Origin of the sequence: Haliea sp. E1-2-M8, from assembly GCF_030649675.1 — a bacterium.
GTDB lineage: Bacteria > Pseudomonadota > Gammaproteobacteria > Pseudomonadales > Halieaceae > Haliea.
The window spans coordinates 1-21,692 of the sequence record NZ_JAUTDR010000018.1 but is presented as its reverse complement, the minus strand read 5'-3'; the positions used below and the strand labels follow the sequence as shown (position 1 = coordinate 21,692).

Sequence of the window (21,692 nt, the reverse complement as noted above, 5' to 3'; positions counted from 1 at the left end):
CGGTCAGCAAACGTTTATTGGGATTTTCAGCCTTCAAACTGCGCCGTGCTATAGCCCGCCATGATGGGACCACAGACCGGGAACACCACCGAACCATGGGCTTCATGGCGGGAATAGGTAATGAAGGCTTCCCTGTTGGCAAAAGTCGCCTGCACCGCCAGGCCGGCATTGCCCTCAAGCAACCCCAGGTCCAGCCCCACCTGAAATTCCAGGATACCCGGTATGTGCTGTGGCAGCTGCCGGAAAGCCTGCAGAGCCTCGTCCTTTTGCTCCTGCGTGGCGTCTTCCTTGAAATCGATCAATGTGATGTGCCGGATCATGATGCCTTCCCTCCAGTCGCCCTGGCTTTATTGCGCTGCTCTGCTTCGTGACTGTCGATCGCCTTCTTGATTCCGCCCATGTACTCGGCCATAAAACGATCTGCATTAGAGGCCGCCCATTCCAACGAAGGCGTACGATTGTCGTTGCAGTGCTGAAAGTGTGGCATCACATAGCGCGCCAACAGCTCGTAGGATTTTTTCGTTGCCTCGTAGCTCGCCGCATTGTGGGCGAGTGACAGGAACGCACCGAAACCACCTGACTGGTCCTGCAAGTTTTGAATATGTTCTATCAGATCGTCTGGCGTGCCTACCAGGCCTACTCCGAACGCCCCAAGGCCACCGGTGCACCAGACTTCAATCGCCTCATCCAGATCCTTGACCTGAGGGAAGAGTTCGCCGCCGAACTTGTGGAAATAGTTGAACATGTCCAGCAAACCGTATTCAAGGTCACGGCGAGCTTGCTCGCGCGTCTCCGCGATGTGGAATGGCGCTACCACCCTCCAGCTGTCACGGGTAACGGTCTGCCCATACTCTGCCGCCTTGTCTTCGCAGATCGCCCAGCTGTCGGCCAGGGCCTTGAAGCCCTGCGGGCTGGATGCAGCGACCGACAACATGGAGGCACCGTACTGCCCGGCGAGGCGGGCGCCCGCAGGCGATATCGCCGATGCGACGCTGATCTCGAGATTTGCCTGGTACGGTAGTATGTGCATGCGGGCCTCGCGCAAGGTGAACCAGTCGGTCTCGGCTGTCACGATCTCGCCCTGCAAGAGCTTGATCAGCACATCAAGGGATTCGCCCATGCGCTCGCGAAGACGCTGCGGATCCACGCCCATCATGTAGGCGTCTGCAATCAACTGCCCAGGCCCGACACCGAAGATCAGGCGACCCCGGGTTTGGTGGTCCAGCTGCGCGATTCTGTCTGCGAGAACAAGCGGCTGATGGTAGCTGAGCGAACTGACGCCGGTTGCGAAGCGAATGTTGCGGGTGCGCTCCGCCGCAGCGGCGATGAACACCTCGGGCGACGCAATGCACTCATAAGCACCGGAGTGATGCTCACCGATCCAGGCCTCATCGTAGTCCATCTTGTCGAGCCACTGGATCAGATCCAGGTCACGCTCGAGGGCAAAAGTGGGACTGGTTCTATCGTTGTGGAAGGGAGCAAGGAATGCTCCAAAACGCAGACGCCTGGGCTGATAGGTCACGTCAAATCCTCATTTCGCTGTCTTTCAGGAATTTACATGCTACCATATAAAACATTTTCCTACATATGGTTTGGGCGGAAAACATGAACAGATTTTTTATCCCTGTCGCGAGCTTCGCGGTGCTTGCCCTGGTGGCGTGCGGCGGTGACGAGATCGACCACGCGGGCCCGGTAGCGAATTGGCCCACGATTGGCGGCGGCGCGGCATCGCAGCGCTTTACCCCGCTAAACCAGATCACTTCGGAAAACGTCAATCGCCTTGAAGTCGCCTGGACCTATCGTACAGGAGACGTTTCCCCCGGAACGGAATCCCATGGCGCCACAGCCTTTCAGGCCACACCCCTGGTGGTCAACGACACCATGTTCCTGTGCACACCGCTCAATCGGGTTATCGCCCTGGACCCGGAAACCGGGCAAGAGCTCTGGGTACACGACCCGCAAGTGGCCCTTGCCGGCGTTTACACCCCGACTTGTCGTGGCGTCGCCCACTGGCAGGCAAAGAATGAGGCCGAGCATTGCAGCCAGCGCATCCTCAGTGGAACCCTGGATGCCCGCCTGATCGCACTGGATGCACGCACAGGCGAGGCCTGCCTGGATTTCGGCGAGAATGGCAGTGTCGACCTCACCCGGAACCTCGGCGATGTACGACTGGCCGAGTACTACGTGTCTTCCGCCCCGCTGGTGATAGAAGATCTGGTAATCACGGGAGCTTTTGTCATGGACGGACAGCGCCTGGATGCTCCGCCCGGGGTAGTACGGGCCTTTGACGTGCGTAGCGGTGAGTTGCGGTGGGCCTTCGACCCAGTGCCCCCCGACATGCAGCCGGTTACCGCCGAAGCTGCCCGCGCAGGTGCCGACTTCACCCGCTCGACACCCAACAGCTGGGGCAATCTCTCCGCGGACGTGGAACGGGGCATAGTCTACCTGCCGACGGGGGGATCACAGCCCGATCACTACCGCGGTGTGGAGCGCGGGAATATGGATCACTACGGCACATCAGTGGTTGCCCTGGACGCGCGCGACGGCAAGCCCCTGTGGAACTTTCAGACCGTGCACCGGGATGTATGGGACTGGGACGTCGCCGCTCAACCGGTGCTGTTTGACCAGCATGGTAACGTCCCGGGCGTCATCGTCGCGACCAAGATGGGGCATGTTTTCCTGCTCAACCGGGTAACCGGCGAGCCCCTGTTCCCTGTGGAAGAGCGTCCGGTACCCGCTTCCCCGGTACCCGGCGAGACCATCTCGGCAACCCAGCCGTTCCCCACACTGCCCACGCCGGTCCACCCCCCGACCCTGACCGAGGACGATATCTGGGGTATCTATCCGGGCGACCGGCAGGCCTGTCTCGAACAGTTCCGGGAATTGAACTACCAAGGCATCTTCACCCCCCCGGCGGTGGACCGTCCGACCCTGATGTGGCCCGGTCTTGGTGGCGGCATCAACTGGGGCTCGGTTTCAGTCAATCCACTCACCAACACCATGGTCGTCAATTCAATGCGGGTGCCGTACACGGTGCAGCTGCTGCCGCGGGATCAGGTTGAGAATACAGAAGGCGCCGATCTGGTCGGCGCGGCGCCCCAGGAAGGTACACCCTGGGTGGCGGTTCGCGCCGGCTTCCTCTCTCCCCACAATACCCCCTGCACGGCGCCCCCATGGGGCGTGCTCACCGGTATTGATCTGGACAGTGGCGAGACACTGTGGGAGGTTCCCCTGGGCAATCTTGCCGAGCTCGCCCCGCTGGGCCTGGGCCGCTTTTTTAACTGGGGAACGCCCAACACGGGCGGCAGCCTGCAGACGGCCTCGGGCCTGGTGTTCATCGCCGCCACCCTGGACAGCCGCTTCCGCGCCTTCGACGCTGCAACCGGCGAAACCCTGTGGACCGACACCCTGCCGGCACCCGCACAGGCGACACCAATGAGCTTCCGGCTGTCCAGCACCGGCAAACAATATATTGCGATCGCCGCAGGTGGCCACGGCCCCCTCGCCTATGCCGCCAAAGGCCCGGAGAAACTCCAGGAATTGCTCGGAGACACTCTGGTGGTCTATCGACTACGGGACTGAACTCAATGCCACAGCAGTCAATCGAAGCCCTGGCCCGACGCGCGCCAGTTCCCGACTGGGGGCAGAGCCTGCCCCTGGAAGATACTCGCGGCGAAGTTGCCATTACCGGCATCGGGGAAACCGCCGTTACTGGCCCCTCCGGGCGTCACCCCAAAGCCATGGCGCTGGAGGCCGTGGCCGCGGCCATCACCGATGCCGGCCTGCGCCCGGAGCAGGTAGACGGCCTGATGGTCGCGGCCGGTGTCGCCGACCAGCTGACAGCTGAAGACTTCCATGAACATTTCGGCACCTCGCAGCCTCTGTGGTTCAGTACCGATGGTGGCGCGATGGTCTGGGCGGCTACCTGCGCCCACACCGCCGCCCTGGCGATGCGCAGGAAACAGGCGCGACACATAGTGAACGTCTTTGCCGTGGACTGGGCCACCCGGCGCGCGGCGGGAACCGGAACCCCGGGGGACTGGCACGCCAGTGAGATCATGAAAGCGCATTTCGAGCTGCCTTTCGGCTGGTATCCGCAGCCGGTCTACTTTGCCACTTTCGCCCGCCGCTACATGCACGACTACGGGCTCACCGCTGAACAGCTGGCTGCGCTGCCAATGACTTTTCGCCGCCATGCCAACCGGGACCCGGCGGCAGTCATGTACGAGCGCGAGTTGACCCTGGAAAAATACCTGGCACGCACCCCACTGGCCGACCCGTTGCGCATGGAAGATTGCTGCCTGATTTCCGATGGCGCCGCGGCCTGGGTCATGAGCCCGGCCGAAGAGGCCCGCGATATGCCCCACGCCCCGATCGCGGTCGAAGGCGTCGGCCACGGCCGGGTTCACGGCGCGCCCTACATCAGTCAGCAGCGGGTCATTACCGCTACGCCACAGCCTTTTGCGGCACCCTGGGCCTACGCCATGGCCGATACCGCGCCAGCGGAGATCGATGTGATTGCGGTGTACGATTGCTTTTCCAGCACCGCGCTGATGCAAATCGAGGGTCTGGGCTTCTGCCGCGAAGGCGAAGGCGGCGAATTCATTCAGGAGGATCGCCTCTACTACCAGCGGCACCGACGGCTGGGCGGCATTCCCTGCAATACCCACGGCGGCCTGCTCTCCCACAGCTATCTGCTCGGGATCTCCCACGTCGTGGAACTGGTCAAGCAATTGCGCGGGGACGCGGTAAACCAGGTCGACTCCGCACGCGTGGCGGCCTACGCCGGCTTTACCGCCGATGAAGCGTCTACACTCATCCTCAAGCGGGGGAACTGATCATGGCACCGGACCGGAACGACCCCCTGGCAGGCCCCTTCTGGCAGGCCGCCGCAAACAGCGAACTGCGCATAACCTGGTGCGAGCACTGCGACCGCGCGGTGTGGTACCCCAAAGCCGACTGCCCGCAATGCCAGGGCGAATTACATTGGCGTGCGCTCTCAGGCGACGCCACCTTGCTGTCCTGGAGTGAAGTTCTGGCCCCGATAAATCCCGACCATGCGCCACCCTACATCACGGGACTGGTCTGCCCCCTGGAAGCACCAGAAGTTCGCCTGGTGACGCGTATCGTCGATTGCGAGGCCGATCGATTGCGCTGCGACATGCCGCTGCGGGTCTGTTTTCGCGCCCTGCAGCCGCGTGAGGGCCAACCTTTCATGGCTCCACTCTTCTCACCCTGCTAGACGAAAACGGGCGGCCGCCTCCAGGACGACCGCCCGCTCGAGAGCCGGCGCTCAGGGCTTGGGAGTGAGCACGTTCGGGCGAATCTCCAGCAGGTCTACCGCCACGCCCGGCGGCTGCGCCAGCGCCCAGACCACTGCCCCCGCCACCTGATCCACAGCCATGCCCACATCCATCAAGGGGCCGGTATCGTGCCAGGCCACAAAGGCCTCCTGCAGGACCCCCTGGTCCCAATCCAGCGCAAACTCGCTCTCTGCAGCACCCGGCCGCAGGCAGGTGACGCCGATGCCGTCAGCCTGCAACTCCTCGCGCAGGTCCCGGGTAAAACGCTCAACGCCTGCCTTGCTGGCGGCGTAGATGGACAGATGACTCATCTCATCGGTGTGCCAGGCGCTGGCAGAGGAGACGGTCAAGATCCGGGGATTCTCGGCGCCCCTGAGCAGCGGGATGGCGGCCTGACAGCAGAGCACCGTACCCAGAAAATTGGTGTTGAGCTGCAGGGCAATCTCGTCGGCAGCCATCACTTCAATGCGACCGGGGCGGGCCACACCGGCGTTGGCCACCAGACTGTTGATCCTCCCATAGCGCGACTGGATTTCAGCAAAGGCACTGCTGACGCTGTCCTTGTCTGCCACATCGCAGACCACGGCGGTCGCGCGCTCACCCAATGCCTGCACCGCCTGGTCGAGCCGGGCTTGGTTGCGTCCCAGCAGACAAACGCGCGCGCCGGTAGCGAGCAGGTGTTCCGCTATGGCGCGGCCAAAGCCACGGGCACCGCCGGTAACGACGTGCACCGGCAGGCTCATGCGGATACCGCCAGGGCAATGGTCTTGGTTTCCAGGTATTCCTCAAACCCCTCGCGCCCCATCTCGCGGCCCAGGCCACTCTGTTTGTAACCGCCAAAGGGGGCGTCAGCACCGTAGAAGTTGCCGCCGTTGATGTTTACGGTACCGGTACGCAAACGCCTGGCAACAGCCAGCGCGCGGTCCTCGCTGGCCGACCAGACCCCGGCGGAGAGACCGTAGTCGGAGTCATTGGCAATGCGAATGGCATCTTCTTCGCCGTCGCAGGCAATCACCGCCAGCACCGGGCCAAAAATCTCCTCGCGGGCGATGGTCATGTCATTGCTCACATCCATGAATACAGTCGGCTCGACATAGAAACCCTTGTCCAGGTGAGCGGGCACGCCGCCCCCCAGCAGCAGGCGCGCCCCCTCCTGCTTGCCTTTCTCGATGTACGCAAGGACGCGTTCCCGCTGCCGGGCATTCACCAGGCTGCCCATGATCTGGGTCTCAGAGCCCGGATCGCCGTACTCAATGAAGCCGAAGTAAGTCTTGAGCAGTGCTTCCACCTCGGCCTGGCGGTCCCGGGGTATCAGTAGCCGGGTCGGAATTGCACAGCCCTGCCCCGCATGGAAACACACGCTGAGCGCACTCAGCAGGCTCTGCTCAAGGTTGGCGTCATCCAGGATGATATTCGCAGACTTGCCGCCCAGTTCCAGAAACACCTTTTTCACCGTTTCGGAGGCCATCGCCATGATCCTCTTGCCCACCCCGGTAGAGCCGGTGAAGGACACCATGTCAACCCGCGGGTCACGCACCAGCGCCTCGCCCGTGGCAACAGGATCCTCGGCGGTCACCACATTGAATACTCCCGGGGGAATATCCGTGTATTCGCTGACAATGCGCCCCAGCGCCGTGGCCGCCCAGGGGGTATCCGGCGCCGGCTTCAGTACCACGGTACAACCCGCCGCCAGGGCGGGCACACACTTGGCCAGATTGATCTGCAGGGGAACGTTCCAGGGCGTAATGCAGGCAACCACTCCGATCGCCTCCTTCTCCACCAGACGGCGGGACTGCACGCCCATCATGTTCGAGACGCCGATATCCCGACTCCACTGGAACTCTGGCAGTGTTTCGAGGGTGAAATCCAGGAAACCGATCGGCACCTCGCACTGGGGGCCCCCGGCACCGCAGATGCCCAGCGGTGAACCGGTTTCCACCGCAATCTGCTCCTTCAGGTTGCCCATTTCAGCCACCAGCCCAGCCTTGAGTTGCTGCAGGCAGTGCAGGCGGAAGGCGTGGTTCGTTGCCCAGTCGGTCTCATCGAAAGCACGGCGGGCGGCGGCGATAGCCTGATCCATATCCTCCAGGCCGGCATCGGCCACCTCTCCAACCATTTCCTCGGTGGCCGGATTCAGATTGGGATAGGTCTTGCCGGACGCGGCTGCCACCAGTTTGCCGTTGATAAAGAGACGGGATTCAGCGTGCATGAAATACTCCTAGGCCTTGTTGAGGAAAAGTGCGAGCGCCTGGTCGCGCAGACGGCGAGTAGAAGGCAGACTCACACCCATCTCCTCGGCGGACTGCAGGGCACAGTCAAGATCCTTCTCGGCCAGTCGCCCAAAGTCGCCGAAGAACTGATCCATCTGCTCCTCAGTGCACTCACGCGCCAGCGCATTACGGTTGCTGATGAACTGGGACATCATTTCATTGACGACGCCGTTGGACTTGCCCACTTCGCGCAACATTTCGGGCAACAGGCCGCCCGCTTCCGCCAGTCGCACCGCCTCCGACATGGCCATAAATTCAGCATAGGTGATAAGGTTGTTGCACAGCTTGAGTAGCAGCCCCGTACCCAAAGCGCCAGCATGGATGACCGAGTTACCTGAGGTCAGAAAGACGGGCCTGGCTCGTTCAACGACCTCCGCAGCGCCGCCGACCATGTAGCAGAGCCTCGCATCCTCAGCCCCCTGCTTGCCGCCGGAAATGGCGGCATCGATAAGGTGTAGCCCCTGCTCGCCGGCATCCGCTGCCCAGCGCACCAAGCCCGCGCGGGAGACGGTACTGTGAATGGCGATTACCGTATCGGGGGCCGCGTTTTCCAGAACACCCGCCGCACCATACAGCAGCGACTCAACCTGTTGGTCATCGCGCACACAAATACCGATGTGCTGACACTTCGCAGCCAGATTGGCCACAGAGTCGGCCGCAACGGCCCCCGCTTCTACCAGGCCCTCCATGGCGGCCGGCCACACGTCATACACATGGGCCTGCCAGCTTTTACCAATCAGGTGCCGGGCTGACGGCCCGCCTATATTGCCAAGACCGATATAGCCTACGTTCAAGGGCATGGTCATAATGCAGTTTCCATATTATTTACTTTGCGTCGAAGTGTAGGCATTGCCCAGTATTTATGTCAACTGCATTTGACCTGCGGTCAATCTTCATTTACATTTATCGTTAGATATAGATTCCCGCCGCTTGCAGGCTGCCGATCACCATGAACCCCGTGCTCCAACGCTATCAGGACAACTTCCCCCGGCACGTGCTGGCCATTACCCGCCAACTTGAATCGCGGATCATGGAAAGTCTGGTTGAAACACACCGGCATCGAGGCCTGCGGCTGAGCTTTGAGCCCTATATATCCCTTGCCGCCAGTGGCGGCCGACGCCTGAGCAGCATTGCAGACAACCTGGGCATCACCCGCCAGGCCGCGAATGCGGTGGTCAATGAACTGGAGTCTTTGGGCTATGTGCGCCGTGCGCCCGACGCCGAAGACGGTCGCGCCAAGCAGGTTATCCTGACAGCCGCAGGCGAAAAACTTCGCGCGGACGGACTGCAAGTGGCCGCCAGGCTGGAGGCAGAATACGAAGTCTGTCTGGGGGCTGCACAGTTTGAGGAGTGTCGCAACGCGCTGATTGCTATCGTCTCGCCGCTTCCCGGCAATCCTCCGGGCGTTCAAGCGGGCATGAGCACGCACCTCCCCGAAGGCCGCTTCACTTCCCTGTTGCCGCGACTGAGCGACTACATGAGCCGGCGGCTTATGGACCTGACCGAGGCCCGGGGGCACCCCGGACTGAAGCTCTCTTACGCCCAGGTGCTGACCCTGATAGGCAAGGACGGCGGGCGGATGCAGGTAATGGCCAGCGCCCACAAAGTCAGCAAGCAGGCCATCAACGTCATTGCGTCGGAGCTGCAGAAGCTGGGCTATATCGAGCGTCGAACCGATCCCAGGGACGCGCGCCAGGTGTTGCTCCATTTCACTCCAGCCGGCCTTGAGATGATCCGGGACGCGGTGGAAGCCATTGATGCTCTCGAGGCAGAGCTGGCCTCGCCAGACTCACCGGCAGCGCTGCCCACGCTGCAGGATGGCATGCGCCAGCTGTACACCCGGCTGCAACCCGAACCGCACCTCAATACCGGCGAGTTGCAGGACTTGGCGAACAGCCTTCTCTCTCGCCTGGGCCCCGACCGGGCGCAGCAACTCGGTGAGCTGCTGCTCAACCCCACTCAATAGAACGAGGCGACAGTATGGATTTCGACCTTGCCAATATTTTGGCCTACTACCACTGGCAGGAGGCGCTGCTCACGCTGGCGGCAATCATTGCCCTGACCAAACTGGGAAAGTTTATCGCTTTCCGGGTGCCGGCCCTCGCCGAAATGCGGCGGCTCAATCTTGCGGCTGATAAAGAGAAGTTGGCCAAACCCAAATATCCCCCTGTGGTCCGGGCTTCGCAAAAGGTGGGACTGGCGGTCAATCTGGTGTTCTTCCTGCTGATGCTGCCCTGGTTTGTCACCCTGGAATCGCAACCCTTGTGGATGGTCGTGCTGCATGTCGTCGTCATCCTGATGGTGTACGACTTCTTTTATTACCTGTGCCACCGCTTCTGGTTTCACGGCAACGGCAAGATGCGGCAGGTTCACGCGGTCCACCACCAGGCTCGCAGCCCCACGCATATCGACGGGTTCTATGTACATCCCCTGGAGACCTTCGTCGGTATCGCACTGTTCGTGGGCACCATGGCACTGCTGGCGCTCGGGCTGGGTCCTTTCCATGTCGCGACGGTCGTTGTCAGCTATGTCATATTTACCCAGATCAACACCATCAATCACACCGCGGTGACACTGCCTTACTTCCCCTTCAGAACGGTCACCTGGGTCACCGCCAAACACCACGTGCATCATGAAAACATGCACAAGGGCAACTACGCGACGATCACCCTGCTCTACGACTATTTGTTCGGTACGCTGGACTGAACAGACTCACCACAGGACGGAGAATAATATGAACGACCAGGAACGCCGCGCACGCGGTGAAGATATGCTCAAGGAAGTGTACGCAGGGGATGTCGTTGCACCTCCGGAGGGATATGCGTTTACCGACATCATGCTGCGCCAGCTGTTCGCGGAGCTGTGGACCCGGGGCACCCTGTCAATGCGGGACAAGCGTATTCTGCTGTTGGGTATCATCGCCGAGAAAGGCGAGCCCATGACCTTCAAAATACAGGTCAAGGCCTCCCTGAAGCGCGGCGAGATGACGCCGGACGAGGCCCGTGAACTCCTGCTGTTCATCGCCCAGTATGCGGGCTACCCGAGGGCTGCCAGCATGCTGGCGCCATTGGAAGAGGCCATTGCGGAAGCCGATCAGAAGTCGTAACGCAAATCCACCCCCCAGGTCCGGGTGTTGGCCCAGCTGTTGGTATAGAGGCCATCGGGTGGGTTGATACCAAAGGTCGGGACGTCGAAGCCGCCCGTACGGTACTCTTCGTCACCCAGGTTCTTGCCCCACAGTGCAAGGGTAAGGCTTGAACCGAACATTTCGCGCAGTTCCAGCCTTGCGTCCACGAGGGTGTAGTCATCGCCTTCGATCAGGGGCGACGGCACAACCTGGAAGAACTGGTTGTCGACATAGGACCAGTCCACCCGCATCAGCAGGGTACCAAGCTCACCCAACGGCACCTCGTAGCGCGCGGTGAGACTGCTGGTCCAGTCCGGCGAGAACTGGAAGTTGTACAGGTCAGACACATCGATGAACTGCAGGGTTGTGAAATCCTGGCTGAGGTAGTTTTCATACTCAGGATCCAGCCAGCCCAGCGTGCCGCTGAGCTGGAACGAGTCGGATAGCACCAGAGTCGCCTCGAGTTCTGCGCCGGTCATGCTGGCATCGGCGGCATTCTCGATCCGGGTGAGGAAGGTGAAGGTGTTCGGGTCAATGCTGTTTACCTGAACCTGCCAGTCCTCCAGCTCCTGGTAGAACAGCGCCAGGTTGAGTCGCAGGCGGTTGTCCATCAGGTCGGATTTGATGCCCAGCTCGTAGCTGGTGATCTCGGAGTCGTCGTAGACCACAAAGTTTGGCACCTGTGTGGCACGACCGTTAAGGCCACCACTCTTGAACCCGATGGAATAGGTTGCATAGAGCATGGTGCTGTCGGTCGGCTGGTAGCTGACAGTCACACGGGGTGAAAAATTGTCCGTATCGAACTCATTCGTCGGGGCCAGGTCACTCACCGGGAGGGTCCCGCCGGTGGACGGGAAGAAGAGGGAGGAATCAACCTTCTTCTTTTCTTCTGTGTAGCGCCCTCCCAGGGAGGCCTTCCAGCGTTCGTTGAACTGGTAGGACAACTCCGCGTAGGCCGCCCAGGTGTCGGTTTCGGTCTCCAGGGTGATAATGGTGTTGGGCACCACGGAGCCAAATTGCTGGTCGAGTTGGTAAAGCCCCTCATCTTCGCTGAGGAAAATGCCCGAGACGATATTCAACCGGTTGTTCAACGCAGTACCCAGGAACTGAAATTCCTGGGTAAAAAAATTGTAGTCCTGGGCCAGGGTGCCAGAAATGAGATAGTAGGGAACCATGGTGCGGAAACTGCTCAGGTCTGTGCTGCGATAACCCGTCAGCGATTTGATTGTCAGGTCATCTACCGGCCCCACAGTGCCCACGTCGTAGGCCAGCGTTAAACCGTTGAAAGTCTGCCTGAATTTGTCGAAGACCTCTTCGGGGGTTGCCACGGATCTGTCCAACCCGGGGTCACTGGTTCCGGAAACGCCGGGGAACACCACATCCAGCCCCGGTTCAATCAGCGTGGGCTGCCAGCCGTTGGGTGTCTGGTCGGCGTCGAACCAGTCGAACGTGTAGTCCGCGCTGAAACGACCTCCAAGGTCCGCGGCCACGGCAAGGCGCGCCGTCTGGTAGTCCTTGTCGTTGAGATCAGAGAAAGTGGTGTTCTCGATCAGGCCATCGCGCTTCTGCTGCGCGTAGCTGAACCGTCCGGCAAGGCCGTCAGTGATCGGAACGTTGACACTGGCCTTGCCGCCGTAAAGGGAATCACTGCCGAGGGTCCCCACAAGGTAGCCGCCAAAATCCTGGTCGGGCCGCACCGTAGTGATATTGATGGCGCCGCCCGCGGTGTTCTTGCCGAACAGGGTACCCTGCGGACCACGCAGTATTTCGATCTGCTGCACATCCAGCAGGTCAAAGAAAGCACCCTGCATGCGGGCAATGTAGAAGCCATCGACGTAGGTGCCCACCATGGGCTCCTCGGTGATGATGTCATCGGTCCGGCAGAGCCCGCGCATGCAGGCCACCAGGGAACTATCGCCACCGGCTCCGCGCTGCATCTGTAGATTCGGCGTAAAGGCCGAGAGCGAGGTCAGGGTCTCCATACCGATTTCCCGCAGCGTTTCCTCGGAATAGGCGCTGACCGCAATGGGCGTTTGCTGGAGGCTCTCTTCGATTTTCCGGGCGGAGACCACCACCTCCTCCAGTTTTCCCGGACCCTGGGCCAGGGCCGGGGCGGGCTGACCGAGTGCAAATGTGGCGCCAACCGCCAGTGCAACGGCTGAGCGGATCAGTGAAGTAGCTGGTACACGACGGGCTGGGTACGGCATCACGGCATTCCTCTTATATTTGGTGAGGGCAAAGCATTTATCTCATAAACACATTGCTTTTACAATGTTATAAATTTGGGGCTGGTAACCCGACCCACAGTCATTGTTCACCAGCCACCTGACCAATGGCGCAGGCAGTGCGGGTGGCGTCGGCCACGGCTTTGGCAATCAGCCCCGACCCCGTACAGTCGCCTATGCTGAACACCTGTGCGGCGACATTCTGCAGATCATCTGCCAGGGTTGTATCACCGCACGGGGTACCCGCCAGCACCACGGAATCGGCGGGCAGGCGCCCCTCCCGCCCGCCGCAGTAGAATTCTACCGTGGCGACGGTTATGCCCAGCAGTTCACACTCTGCCAATACCTGGCCGCCCAGGCTGTCAAAGCGGGCCAGCTGTTCCTGACGCCGCTTGGGGCCGACCTCCAGCGCTGGCACTGACGCTTTCGTCAGGAGGGTAACCTGGCGCCCGAGGCGCTGCAGGAACTCCGCCAGCTCCAGCGCTACCAGATCGCCCCCAACCACGCAGACACGTTTGCCCAGCGGAAGCCAGCCTGCGCACCTGGCCGGGCTGCAGACAGTGCCACACGGCTGCTGGCAAGTACCTTGCCAGCCTTGTCCAGGATGGCTCAGGTCCAATTGAAGCTGCGGGCTCCCCCGCGAGTACCCGACGCAGCGCCGGACCCTGCAGCACATGGGGTAGCCCGGCACCTGGCACATCGGCTACTGCAACACGGGCGCCGGTCGCCACGATCACGGCATCCGCAGCCAGCGCCGCAACGCTTTCCCGGTTGGCGCCTGTGTTGAGCCGCAGGTCCACGCCCAGGCGTTGCACCTCCCCGCGCAGGTAGTGCAACAGCGGCTCATTGGCGCGGTGCACGGTGGCGGCGAAGAACAGCGAGCCACCACTGCGCGGCCCCCGCTCCAACAGAATCACCTCGTGGCCGTTGTCTGCGCACTGCCGCGCTGCCTCCAGGCCGGCGGTTCCGGCCCCGATCACCACCACCCGCTTGCGCTTGTTGACCGGCACCGGTCGCAGGCTGCTCTCGCGGCCACTGAAGCCGTTGACCGCGCAGTGCATATTGGCGTCGAAGGGCGCCAGCAGCATGGAGTCGATGCAGTGCTGGCAGGACAGGCACTCCCGGACCTGGTCCCGACGTCCGCTGCGCAGCTTTTCCGGCAGCTCCGGATCCGCCAGCAGGGGGCGGGCCCACATCACGACATCCGCCCGTCCTTCGCTGACAACCTCTGCCGCCAACTCCGGGCGGTGCAGCCTGCCGACGACCATTACCGGCACCGAAACCACCTGCCGGACCGCAGCGGCCACCGCCGTGTTGTGGCCGTCCGGGGTATCCGCGCCGCAGACGATATTGCCGACCAGGCGGTCGTGGGACACGCCACCGCTGATCTGCAGGCAGTCCACTCCTGCGGCAACCAGTGCCGGGGCCAGGCGCTGGGTTTCGGTCAACTCGCGGCCGTCAAAGCTGCCTTCGTGACCGGAAATACGCAGGGTAAGGGGAAAGTCCGCGCCGGTCGCACGCTTGATCCGCGCAATGGTTTCCAGCAACAGGCGGCTGCGGGTCGCCAGCGTTTGGCCACCGTAGCCATCCTCACGACGATTCCGCTGCGGCGACAGAAACGAGCCCAGGAGCATGTAAGCATGGGCTGCATGCAGCTCGATGCCGTCATACCCCGCTTCCCTGGCGCGGACGGCAGCCGCCGCATACTGCTCCATGATCGGCTCCAGTTCCTCCTCCGCGAGTGCGCGACAGGGCCAACCGGTACCGGCGGCTACGCACACCGATGGGCCCACCGGGTCGGTCATGGACTCCGGCCCGGGGTGGGAAATCTGCGGCTGCACGCAGGCGCCCTGCGCATGTACCCGCTGCACCAGCTCCCGGTGCCCGGCGATGAAACGATCATCGCCGAGGCTCAGGGCCTGGGGCTGGTAGCGCTGGGCAACATCGACCGAGCACATCTCCACGGTTAACAACCCCGCTCCGCCCCGGGCCCTGGCTTCGTGGAAGGCGATCAGGCGCTGTGTCACCTCAAAGTCGGCACTGCCGTAGTTGGTGGTCATCGCGGACATGGCGATACGGTTGCGCAGCTGCATGCTGCCGATAGTGAGGGGCTGGAACAGGCAGCTGAACGGGTTCAGGAGCACTTCCCCACGCGCAGTCACGGCTGGCCCGCGCTCGCCGCGATCTGCCTGCCCGCGAGCCGGCCAAAGAATGTGGCGTCGGCCACCGACATGCCACTGGCATAGCCGGCTCCGGTGCGGGGTATACCGGCAGCGCTGCGGCCGGCGGCGTACAGGCCGGGTACGATCTCGCCATCAACGGTGAGTACCTCACCGGTCGGCAGGGTATCCAGGCCACCCAGCGTGAAACAGGTGGGCTGCAGCTGGGGCAGGCTGTAATCCACCAGGGCGTAGGGCGGTGTGACCAGGGGCGCCAGCCAGTCAGGCGACTTGTGAAACAGTGGGTCGGCACCCTGCGCCGCCTGCTCGTTATAGTAGGCCACCGTGTGCTGCAGGGACCCTGGCGGCAATCCCGCTTCCTCCTCCACCTCCGCCACAGTGTCGCCGGTGGCGATAATCTCTGTGGTCTGGTGATAGTCCGGGCGGGCGAAGTATTGGTTGTCAATAAACATGCAGGCGCGCATGTCGGTCTGGTTGGCGATCGCCGCACCGAGACGGGCGAGGTAGACATCCTCGTTGATGAAACGCTGGCCCTGGGCGTTGACGAAAATGCCGTAAGTAAGCTGGGCCGGCGGGTAGTGCGCCACGCCGACGAATGCCTGGCCCATATGGATTGCGTTGCCACCGGCGGCCACGCCCAGCAGGATGCCGTCGCCGCGGTCACCGGGGTTGCCGTGCCGGGTGCAGAAGGCGGTCAGTTGGGGAATGTGCTGGGCAGTCAGCTCTTCGTTCATGATAAAGCCGCCCATGGCCAGAATGATGCCGCTGCGGGCCTCAATATGCTGCAGGCGGTTATCCGCCTTTACCTCAACCCCACAGATGCGGCCGCTGTCGTCCCGGATCAGTGCCGTCACCCGGTGGTCACAGCGAATATCGGCACCGGCTTCCGCTACCCGCTGCATCAGCACATCCATCAGCACCTTGCCACCGTCGTGACCCGCATCCTCGGGTAGATGCCCCCGCGGTACCGGTGTGACGCTGGCGGCAAATGGCCAGGCCCGCTCATTGCCGGTGTATTGCAGGGAATCACCCGTCAGCGTCACCACGTCGCGACCGGCAAAGAGGCTGCGCCGGTAGGGCACGCCCTGCCCTTCCAGCCAGTCGAAGTGGCCGGCGGCCCCGTCCACGAATGCCCTTACCCGCGCCCGGTCGGTAAAGGCGCCAAAGCACTGCAACAGGTAGCGCTCGAAATTTTCACTGCTGTCCGCAATACCCAGGTCCCGCTGCAGGCTGGTACCACCGCTCCCACCCAGGTACATTTCACAGGCAGACAGGCGAGTGGAGCCGCCCCCTGCGCTGAAGCGTTCCAATACCAGCACCTCCAGGCCGGCGGCTCTCAGCTCCAGCGCGGCGCAGGCACCGGCGCCTCCGAAGCCGCAGACTATGGCATCGAAACTGCCGGTGAAAGACTCTACCTGCGCGCGCGGGATGATTCTGGACATGGCAGCCGACCTTGTTCTCGGGTTTTATCCGGAAAGACTTTAGCCGATTAAACGTTTCAATTACAATGCTTTTTCATGCCGCCAGACATTGCAGCGCAGCTGCTGCAGACAACGATCACCGCACAGGAGTAGACAGCATGGCCGTACAGAAAACCGTTCCCGACAGCCACAAGGCAATTCTCGAAAAAGGCATGTTTGCGTTTGTCAGCACTATCCGGGTGAAGGACCAGCTCATTTCCACCAATCCGGTAGGCTTTGACTGGGATGGTGAAACCTTCCGCTTCAGCACGCTCAAGAGCCGCGTCAAATACCGCAACCTGCAGGCGGATTCCCGGATCACGATCTGTGTCCTGGACCCGGTAAATCCGACCCGCTATGTGGAGATCAGGGGCCACGCAGAGCTGACAGACGATCCGGGCGGCAGCCTCAACCAGAAACTCTTCCGCAAGAGCATGGGCCGGGACTTCGACCTGGATGAACCTGACGCCGAGCGAGTGATCGTCACCGTCATCCCCGAGCAGGTGTCCACGCCCCTGCTCTACGGCGGCCGCCTGGATCACGTCGGCAGCTAGTACCCTCCCCCCTAAATACGATTACGCATTCCGCGCCAGTCGCAGTATCATCGGGGCGCGGAATTACGCCCCCACCCGATGCATGGAGTACACGCATGTCTGAACAACCCGTCCTGACCGAAATTGCCGATGGCATTCTCACCATTACCCTGAACCGCCCCGCCGCGAAGAACGCCGCCAACAAGGCGCTGGCTGAAGGCGTTGCGGCCGCCATCGACACGCTCGAGAGCAACCCGGAGCTGCGCGTCGCCATTCTCACCGGCGCCGGTGGCACCTTCTGCTCCGGTATGGACCTGAAGGCCTTTGTGACCGGCGAATTGCCCGTGGTTGAGGGCCGGGGCTTCGCCGGTATCTGTGAGTACGCCGGCAAGAAGCCGCTGATTGCCGCAGTGGAAGGCTATGCCCTTGCCGGGGGCTTCGAGGTTGCCATCAGCTGCGACCTGATCGTGGCCGCGGAAGATTCGAAATTCGGTATCCCGGAAGTAAAGCGCGGGCTGGCCGCAGGTGCCGGCGGGCTGGCCAAGCTGCCCAAGCAGATCCCCTCTCGCATCGCCAAGGAGCTGGCGCTGACCGGCGACTTCATCAGCGCCCAGCGCGCCTTTGACCTGGGCCTGATCAACCAGGTCGTCCCCTCCGGTACCGCCCTGCAGGCGGCAAAAGAACTGGCACAGAAAATCGCCGCCAACGGCCCGCTGGCCGTAGCGGCCAGCAAGCAGGTTATCGACAGTGCCCAGGACTGGAGCAATGACGAGATGTTTGCCAGGCAGAACGTACTGCTGCAGCCCATCTTCACCAGCGAGGACGCCATCGAGGGCGCCACCGCGTTTGCCGAGAAACGCGCGCCCCAGTGGAAGGGCCGCTGAGCGGCCACAGACCCCCAACCCCTATTGAAGTATTGGAATCGGAGCCACAGCATGACAGAAGCATGGATTATTGACGCCTGCCGCACCCCGCGCGGTATCGGCAAGAAAGGCAAGGGCGCACTCGCCGACCAGCACCCGCAACACCTCGCCGCAGCGGTGCTGCGCGCGCTCGCGGAACGCAACCAGCTCAACACGGCGGATGTCGACGATATCATTTTCGGCACCAGCACCCAGCGCGGCCAGCAAGGGGCCGACCTGGCCCGCATGGCCGCCCTGGACGCCGGCTACGACGTTCGCTCTTCGGGCGTGACCCTGGACCGCTTCTGCGGCTCGGGCATCACCTCCGTGAGCATGGCCGCCGCCTCCATCATGGCCGGCATGGAAGACCTGGTTATTGGCGGTGGCTGCGAGATGATGTCGACCTTCGGCCAGGATGCCAGCCAGTCACCCTTTATCGACAGCGACAATCTACGCCTGCGGGAAAAGCACCCGCAGCCCCACCAGGGCGTTTGCGCCGACGCCATCGCCACCCTCGAGGGCATTGATCGCGAAGCGGTCGATAGCCTGGCCGTGGTGTCGCAGCAGCGCGCCGCCCACGCCATTGCCAACGGCCACTTTGCCCGCAGCCTGATTCCCGTGTACAAACTCGACGGCAGCCTGGCGCTGGATCACGAGGAGTTTCCTCGCCCCAACACCACGCTCGCCAGCCTGGCGGAGCTCAAGCCCGCGTTCGAGGCTCTGGCGGACTATCCGCTGACCGAATCCGGCACGACTTTCCGCAAGCTGGTGCATCAGGTGTTCCCGGACCTCAAGATCAATCATGTGCACCATGCGGGCAATTCCTCTGGCGTTGTCGACGGTGCCGCGGCACTGCTGCTGGCCTCCCCCGACTACGCCCGGGCCCACAACATGCAGCCGCGCGCCCGTGTTCGCGCCATGTGCAACATGGGCGGTTCCCCGACGCTGATGCTGAACGCGCCGGTACCGGCGGCGAAAAAAGTGCTGGCCAAGGCCGGCCTGCAGCTGTCGGATATTGACCTGTTCGAGATCAACGAGGCGTTCTCGGTAGTCGCCGAGAAGTTCATCCGCGATCTCAACCTCGACCGGGACAAGGTGAACGTCAACGGCGGTGCGATGGCCCTGGGCCATCCGATCGGCGCCACCGGCTCCATCCTGATCGGCACCCTGCTCGACGAACTGGAACGCCAGGACAAGCAATTCGGCCTGGTAACCATGTGCGCCGCGGGCGGCATGGCGCCGGCGATCATCATCGAACGGATCTAAATAGGCGGGGACAGGTCCAGCGGACCTGCCCCCATTTGAGAAAAGGGACCTGACCCCATTTTTCAGTTCCCGCAAACAAAAAAAGCCACCGCGAAGGTGGCTTTTTTCGTATTTGGCGGAGCGGACGTCCGCCGGGGCCGGGTGGCAAGACGTTTCAGAAAGCATCAGAAACATTCATATTTTACTTTTATATCAATACGTTAGTTTATCCTAAGCTTCCAGATAATTTCACGAGCTTTCACCGCATTGCACTTCGAATGGTATACAATATGGTATACAGGAGGGGCGGCTAATGATCAAGCGAGACCACACACCGGGTAAGCTGAAACCGATTTCACTCAAAACTTTACCGAACGGCTGGCATGCCGATGGTGGGAACCTCTATCTATTCGCGCGGGGCAATAGTCGCACCTGGGTCTTCAGGTATGTTGCGCCTGATGGTAGCCGCCGCAATATGGGGCTCGGGTCCCTGAGGTCCGTTACATTGGCCAGGGCCAGGGAAATGGCGCGGGCCCTGGTAGCCAAAGTCCACGACCCCGAAAACCCCGTCGACCCTATCCAGGAAGCCCAGCAAAAGCGGCAGGTCGACAAGGCCGCAGAAGTGGCCCGGCGAACCTTCAAGCAATGCGCCGAGGCTTTTATCGAGTCGAAGCGGCATGGCTGGAAGAACGCTAAGCATGCCGCCCAATGGGATGCCACGCTCAGTGCGTACGTTTATCCCGTAATCGGCGACATGCCGGTAGACGAGATCGACACCCCACACATCGTTTCCGTACTGGAACCCATCTGGCACGTGAAGTCTGAAACAGCGTCCAGGGTACGCAGCCGGATGGAAAACGTGATCAACTGGGCTACGGTCAGCAAGTTTCGGAAAGGCGACAATCCGGCCCGGTGGCGCGGCCATCTTGACCATATTTTTCCCGCGGTACGTAAAGTCGCCGCTGTCGAACACCACCCCGCCCTCCCATATCGCAGCCTGCCTGACTTCATGATCGCACTGCGAAAGCGGGCGGGTGTGGGTGCCAGAGCGCTGGAATTTGCAGTACTGACAGCAGCTCGATCAGGAGAAGTGCGAGGCGCCACCTGGGACGAGATAGACCTGGAAGAACGCGTCTGGGCGATCCCGGCGAGCCGCATGAAAGCGGGCAGAGAACACCGTGTGCCGTTGAGCGACGCCGCAGTGCAGCTCCTGCGCGGGCTACCCCAGGAGACGGACAATCCCCTTGTATTCCCTGGCAGCAAGAAGCGTGTACCCTTGTCAGACATGTCTCTCACAGCTGTTCTGAGGCGCATGGAAGAACATGGCGTCACCGTGCACGGCTTCCGCTCCACATTCCGAGACTGGTCCGCAGAGCAGACTACCTACCCCAGGGAGGCGTGCGAGCTTTGCCTGGCGCATACGGTCGGTGATGCCGTAGAACGCGCCTACCGCCGTGGCGACCTCTTTGATCTGCGTAGGGGTCTGATGGCTGATTGGGGCCAGTATTGCCTTGCCTGACAAGCGGATCGTGGTGCAGGCTTGATCACTCACACTATAAAAGGACGCAGCAGTGTGGAGTGGTCAACCAATTTGTGACAACCCAGTTAAGCCGCTTTCTTCATTTCAAAAATTGCTGATTCATACTCATTCGGGCTGNCGCCTTGATCTGCTCCATGAGCGCCGTGGGTCACTGCGGTGACAATGCCGCCTGTGAGGGCTTCTTCGGTGTTCTCAAGCGTGAACGTGTAAACCGGAGCAAGTACCGGACAAGGGATATCGCCAAATCGGATTTGTTCGATTACATTGAGCGCTTTCATAATCCGCGAAAGCGACGGAGAGTGGCCAAGCGTGATCTTGAGTATTCAGCCGTTTTAGAACCGTCCGTAGAAGTGGGGTAGAACCCAGATCATGACGTTCACTGTCTCGGCCAGCTTTTCAAGGGCTTTCACGCCCTGTTCTTGAGCACTTACGAGGCCAAATATCCCAAGGCTACGGTGAAGCTGGAGAAGGACCGCCAGGAGTTACTGGCCTTCTGACTTCCCAGCCACGCACTGGCAAAGCCTGCGGACAAGCAACCCGATTGAATCCACCTTCGGGACCATCCGGCATCGGACGAAACGCTCAAAGGGTTGCCTGACCCGCAACGGCATGCTCCACATGATGTTCAAGCTGGGTCAGTGCGCGGAACAGAACTGGCGAAGACTGCGGGGGTACGAAACGCTGGGGAAAGTGATCACCGGCGTTCAATTCCGTGACGGGATCGAAGTCAACAAAGACAACTAAGAGGCCGCCTGACTGGGTTCTCTAAACACCAGATTTGACGATAACTCTTGCTCTATTTATCTGATGGCCGTAATATAACTTAATAGTTAAACTCACTAGTGTCCGGTTAAAAGTTGAATAAATTCAGTTGGTTGCCGTGGGCATCCAGTTCGGTTATGTCGCC

At 61.6% G+C, this 21,692-nt stretch carries 19 protein-coding genes and 2 pseudogenes; 12 read left to right on the top strand and 9 right to left on the bottom strand.

Features of this window, described 5'->3' with window-relative positions; translation table 11 throughout:
• Positions 1-26: 26 nt before the first annotated feature.
• Both Q6D67_RS15010 and Q6D67_RS15005 read right to left on the bottom strand, forming a co-directional pair.
• The gene (locus Q6D67_RS15010) at positions 27-320 is read right to left on the bottom strand and encodes a Dabb family protein (RefSeq protein WP_304706478.1); all 294 of its coding nucleotides are present in this window, start codon (positions 318-320) and stop codon (positions 27-29) included.
• Positions 317-1,522 (bottom strand): LLM class flavin-dependent oxidoreductase, encoded by a 1,206-nt coding sequence (locus tag Q6D67_RS15005; protein WP_304706477.1) that lies wholly within the window; start codon positions 1,520-1,522, stop codon positions 317-319. Before Q6D67_RS15005 ends, Q6D67_RS15010 begins: the two co-directional genes overlap by 4 nt.
• Before the next feature lie 83 nt (positions 1,523-1,605).
• On the opposite strand from Q6D67_RS15005, the gene Q6D67_RS15000 reads away from it, so the two are divergent.
• The 3 genes from Q6D67_RS15000 to Q6D67_RS14990 are packed head-to-tail and all read left to right on the top strand — an operon-like array spanning position 1,606 to position 5,242.
• Positions 1,606-3,582, top strand: coding sequence for a pyrroloquinoline quinone-dependent dehydrogenase (locus Q6D67_RS15000; RefSeq protein ID WP_304706476.1), 1,977 nt, complete (start codon positions 1,606-1,608; stop codon positions 3,580-3,582).
• A 5-nt stretch (positions 3,583-3,587) separates the two neighbouring features.
• Entirely contained in the window at positions 3,588-4,838 is a 1,251-nt protein-coding gene (locus tag Q6D67_RS14995; protein ID WP_304706475.1) for a thiolase family protein, read from the top strand.
• A 2-nt stretch (positions 4,839-4,840) separates the two neighbouring features.
• A complete protein-coding gene (locus Q6D67_RS14990; protein ID WP_304706474.1) occupies positions 4,841-5,242 on the top strand; it encodes a Zn-ribbon domain-containing OB-fold protein in 402 nt (133 codons plus the stop codon).
• A 51-nt stretch (positions 5,243-5,293) separates the two neighbouring features.
• On the opposite strand, the gene Q6D67_RS14985 is transcribed toward Q6D67_RS14990, so the two are convergent.
• The 3 genes from Q6D67_RS14985 to Q6D67_RS14975 are packed head-to-tail and all read right to left on the bottom strand — an operon-like array spanning position 5,294 to position 8,379.
• The gene (locus Q6D67_RS14985) at positions 5,294-6,046 is read right to left on the bottom strand and encodes an SDR family oxidoreductase (protein ID WP_304706473.1); all 753 of its coding nucleotides are present in this window, start codon (positions 6,044-6,046) and stop codon (positions 5,294-5,296) included.
• Positions 6,043-7,512, bottom strand: coding sequence for an aldehyde dehydrogenase family protein (locus tag Q6D67_RS14980; RefSeq protein ID WP_304706472.1), 1,470 nt, complete (start codon positions 7,510-7,512; stop codon positions 6,043-6,045). The genes Q6D67_RS14985 and Q6D67_RS14980 overlap by 4 nt, the downstream gene beginning before the upstream one ends.
• 9 nt (positions 7,513-7,521) lie before the next feature.
• On the bottom strand, positions 7,522-8,379 hold the full coding sequence (locus Q6D67_RS14975; RefSeq protein ID WP_304706471.1) for an NAD(P)-dependent oxidoreductase: 858 nt from the start codon (positions 8,377-8,379) through the stop codon (positions 7,522-7,524).
• Between the two features lie 143 nt (positions 8,380-8,522).
• Here Q6D67_RS14975 and Q6D67_RS14970 point away from each other — a divergent pair, with 143 nt between their 5' ends.
• From Q6D67_RS14970 to Q6D67_RS14960, 3 genes are read left to right on the top strand one after another with little or no spacing between them, the layout of a single operon-like run.
• Positions 8,523-9,539 (top strand): MarR family winged helix-turn-helix transcriptional regulator, encoded by a 1,017-nt coding sequence (locus Q6D67_RS14970; protein ID WP_304706470.1) that lies wholly within the window; start codon positions 8,523-8,525, stop codon positions 9,537-9,539.
• 14 nt (positions 9,540-9,553) lie between these two features.
• Positions 9,554-10,279 (top strand): sterol desaturase family protein, encoded by a 726-nt coding sequence (locus Q6D67_RS14965; protein ID WP_304706469.1) that lies wholly within the window; start codon positions 9,554-9,556, stop codon positions 10,277-10,279.
• Between the two features lie 28 nt (positions 10,280-10,307).
• Positions 10,308-10,679, top strand: a complete 372-nt coding sequence (locus Q6D67_RS14960; RefSeq protein WP_304706468.1) for a carboxymuconolactone decarboxylase family protein — start codon at positions 10,308-10,310, stop codon at positions 10,677-10,679.
• Here Q6D67_RS14960 and Q6D67_RS14955 read toward each other — a convergent pair.
• The 4 genes from Q6D67_RS14955 to Q6D67_RS14940 form a co-directional block, all read right to left on the bottom strand.
• Positions 10,667-12,907, bottom strand: a complete 2,241-nt coding sequence (locus Q6D67_RS14955) for a TonB-dependent receptor (RefSeq protein WP_304706467.1) — start codon at positions 12,905-12,907, stop codon at positions 10,667-10,669. The two genes, Q6D67_RS14960 and Q6D67_RS14955, sit on opposite strands and share 13 nt — an antisense overlap.
• A 100-nt stretch (positions 12,908-13,007) precedes the next feature.
• Entirely contained in the window at positions 13,008-13,400 is a 393-nt protein-coding gene (locus Q6D67_RS14950) for a hypothetical protein (protein WP_370551970.1), read from the bottom strand.
• Positions 13,288-15,087: an FAD-dependent oxidoreductase gene (locus tag Q6D67_RS14945; RefSeq protein WP_304706465.1), complete on the bottom strand. Its 1,800-nt coding sequence runs from the start codon at positions 15,085-15,087 to the stop codon at positions 13,288-13,290. The genes Q6D67_RS14950 and Q6D67_RS14945 overlap by 113 nt, the downstream gene beginning before the upstream one ends.
• Positions 15,084-16,547 (bottom strand): FAD-dependent oxidoreductase, encoded by a 1,464-nt coding sequence (locus Q6D67_RS14940; RefSeq protein WP_304706464.1) that lies wholly within the window; start codon positions 16,545-16,547, stop codon positions 15,084-15,086. The genes Q6D67_RS14945 and Q6D67_RS14940 overlap by 4 nt, the downstream gene beginning before the upstream one ends.
• Before the next feature lie 137 nt (positions 16,548-16,684).
• Between Q6D67_RS14940 and Q6D67_RS14935 the strand changes: the two genes are divergently transcribed.
• From Q6D67_RS14935 to Q6D67_RS14910, 6 genes and pseudogenes are all read left to right on the top strand, one after another.
• Positions 16,685-17,119 carry a PPOX class F420-dependent oxidoreductase gene (locus tag Q6D67_RS14935; RefSeq protein WP_304706463.1) on the top strand — a complete coding sequence of 145 codons (435 nt, stop codon included), beginning with the start codon at positions 16,685-16,687 and terminating at the stop codon, positions 17,117-17,119.
• A 95-nt stretch (positions 17,120-17,214) separates the two neighbouring features.
• A complete protein-coding gene (locus tag Q6D67_RS14930) occupies positions 17,215-17,982 on the top strand; it encodes a crotonase/enoyl-CoA hydratase family protein (RefSeq protein WP_304706462.1) in 768 nt (255 codons plus the stop codon).
• Positions 17,983-18,033: 51 nt separating this feature from the next.
• Positions 18,034-19,266 (top strand): acetyl-CoA C-acetyltransferase, encoded by a 1,233-nt coding sequence (locus tag Q6D67_RS14925; RefSeq protein WP_304706461.1) that lies wholly within the window; start codon positions 18,034-18,036, stop codon positions 19,264-19,266.
• Positions 19,267-19,558: 292 nt separating this feature from the next.
• Positions 19,559-20,764, top strand: coding sequence for a site-specific integrase (locus Q6D67_RS14920; RefSeq protein WP_304706460.1), 1,206 nt, complete (start codon positions 19,559-19,561; stop codon positions 20,762-20,764).
• Between the two features lie 140 nt (positions 20,765-20,904).
• Positions 20,905-21,144: pseudogene (locus Q6D67_RS14915) on the top strand (IS3 family transposase); the annotation flags it as partial.
• Between the two features lie 54 nt (positions 21,145-21,198).
• Positions 21,199-21,529 (top strand): annotated as a pseudogene (locus Q6D67_RS14910) (transposase); the annotation flags it as partial.
• Positions 21,530-21,692 lie beyond the last annotated feature (163 nt).

Coding starts and splice junctions, on each gene's coding strand:
- Q6D67_RS15000 (WP_304706476.1), top strand. CDS start 1,606: ATGAACAGATTTTTTATCCCTGTCGCGAGCTTCGCGGTGCTTGCCCTG.
- Q6D67_RS14925 (WP_304706461.1), top strand. CDS start 18,034: ATGACAGAAGCATGGATTATTGACGCCTGCCGCACCCCGCGCGGTATC.
- Q6D67_RS14990 (WP_304706474.1), top strand. CDS start 4,841: ATGGCACCGGACCGGAACGACCCCCTGGCAGGCCCCTTCTGGCAGGCC.
- Q6D67_RS14980 (WP_304706472.1), bottom strand. CDS start 7,512: ATGCACGCTGAATCCCGTCTCTTTATCAACGGCAAACTGGTGGCAGCC.
- Q6D67_RS14975 (WP_304706471.1), bottom strand. CDS start 8,379: ATGACCATGCCCTTGAACGTAGGCTATATCGGTCTTGGCAATATAGGC.
- Q6D67_RS14985 (WP_304706473.1), bottom strand. CDS start 6,046: ATGAGCCTGCCGGTGCACGTCGTTACCGGCGGTGCCCGTGGCTTTGGC.
- Q6D67_RS14995 (WP_304706475.1), top strand. CDS start 3,588: ATGCCACAGCAGTCAATCGAAGCCCTGGCCCGACGCGCGCCAGTTCCC.
- Q6D67_RS14935 (WP_304706463.1), top strand. CDS start 16,685: ATGGCCGTACAGAAAACCGTTCCCGACAGCCACAAGGCAATTCTCGAA.
- Q6D67_RS15010 (WP_304706478.1), bottom strand. CDS start 320: ATGATCCGGCACATCACATTGATCGATTTCAAGGAAGACGCCACGCAG.
- Q6D67_RS14920 (WP_304706460.1), top strand. CDS start 19,559: ATGATCAAGCGAGACCACACACCGGGTAAGCTGAAACCGATTTCACTC.
- Q6D67_RS14970 (WP_304706470.1), top strand. CDS start 8,523: ATGAACCCCGTGCTCCAACGCTATCAGGACAACTTCCCCCGGCACGTG.
- Q6D67_RS14960 (WP_304706468.1), top strand. CDS start 10,308: ATGAACGACCAGGAACGCCGCGCACGCGGTGAAGATATGCTCAAGGAA.
- Q6D67_RS14930 (WP_304706462.1), top strand. CDS start 17,215: ATGTCTGAACAACCCGTCCTGACCGAAATTGCCGATGGCATTCTCACC.
- Q6D67_RS14940 (WP_304706464.1), bottom strand. CDS start 16,547: ATGTCCAGAATCATCCCGCGCGCGCAGGTAGAGTCTTTCACCGGCAGT.
- Q6D67_RS14965 (WP_304706469.1), top strand. CDS start 9,554: ATGGATTTCGACCTTGCCAATATTTTGGCCTACTACCACTGGCAGGAG.
- Q6D67_RS14955 (WP_304706467.1), bottom strand. CDS start 12,907: ATGCCGTACCCAGCCCGTCGTGTACCAGCTACTTCACTGATCCGCTCA.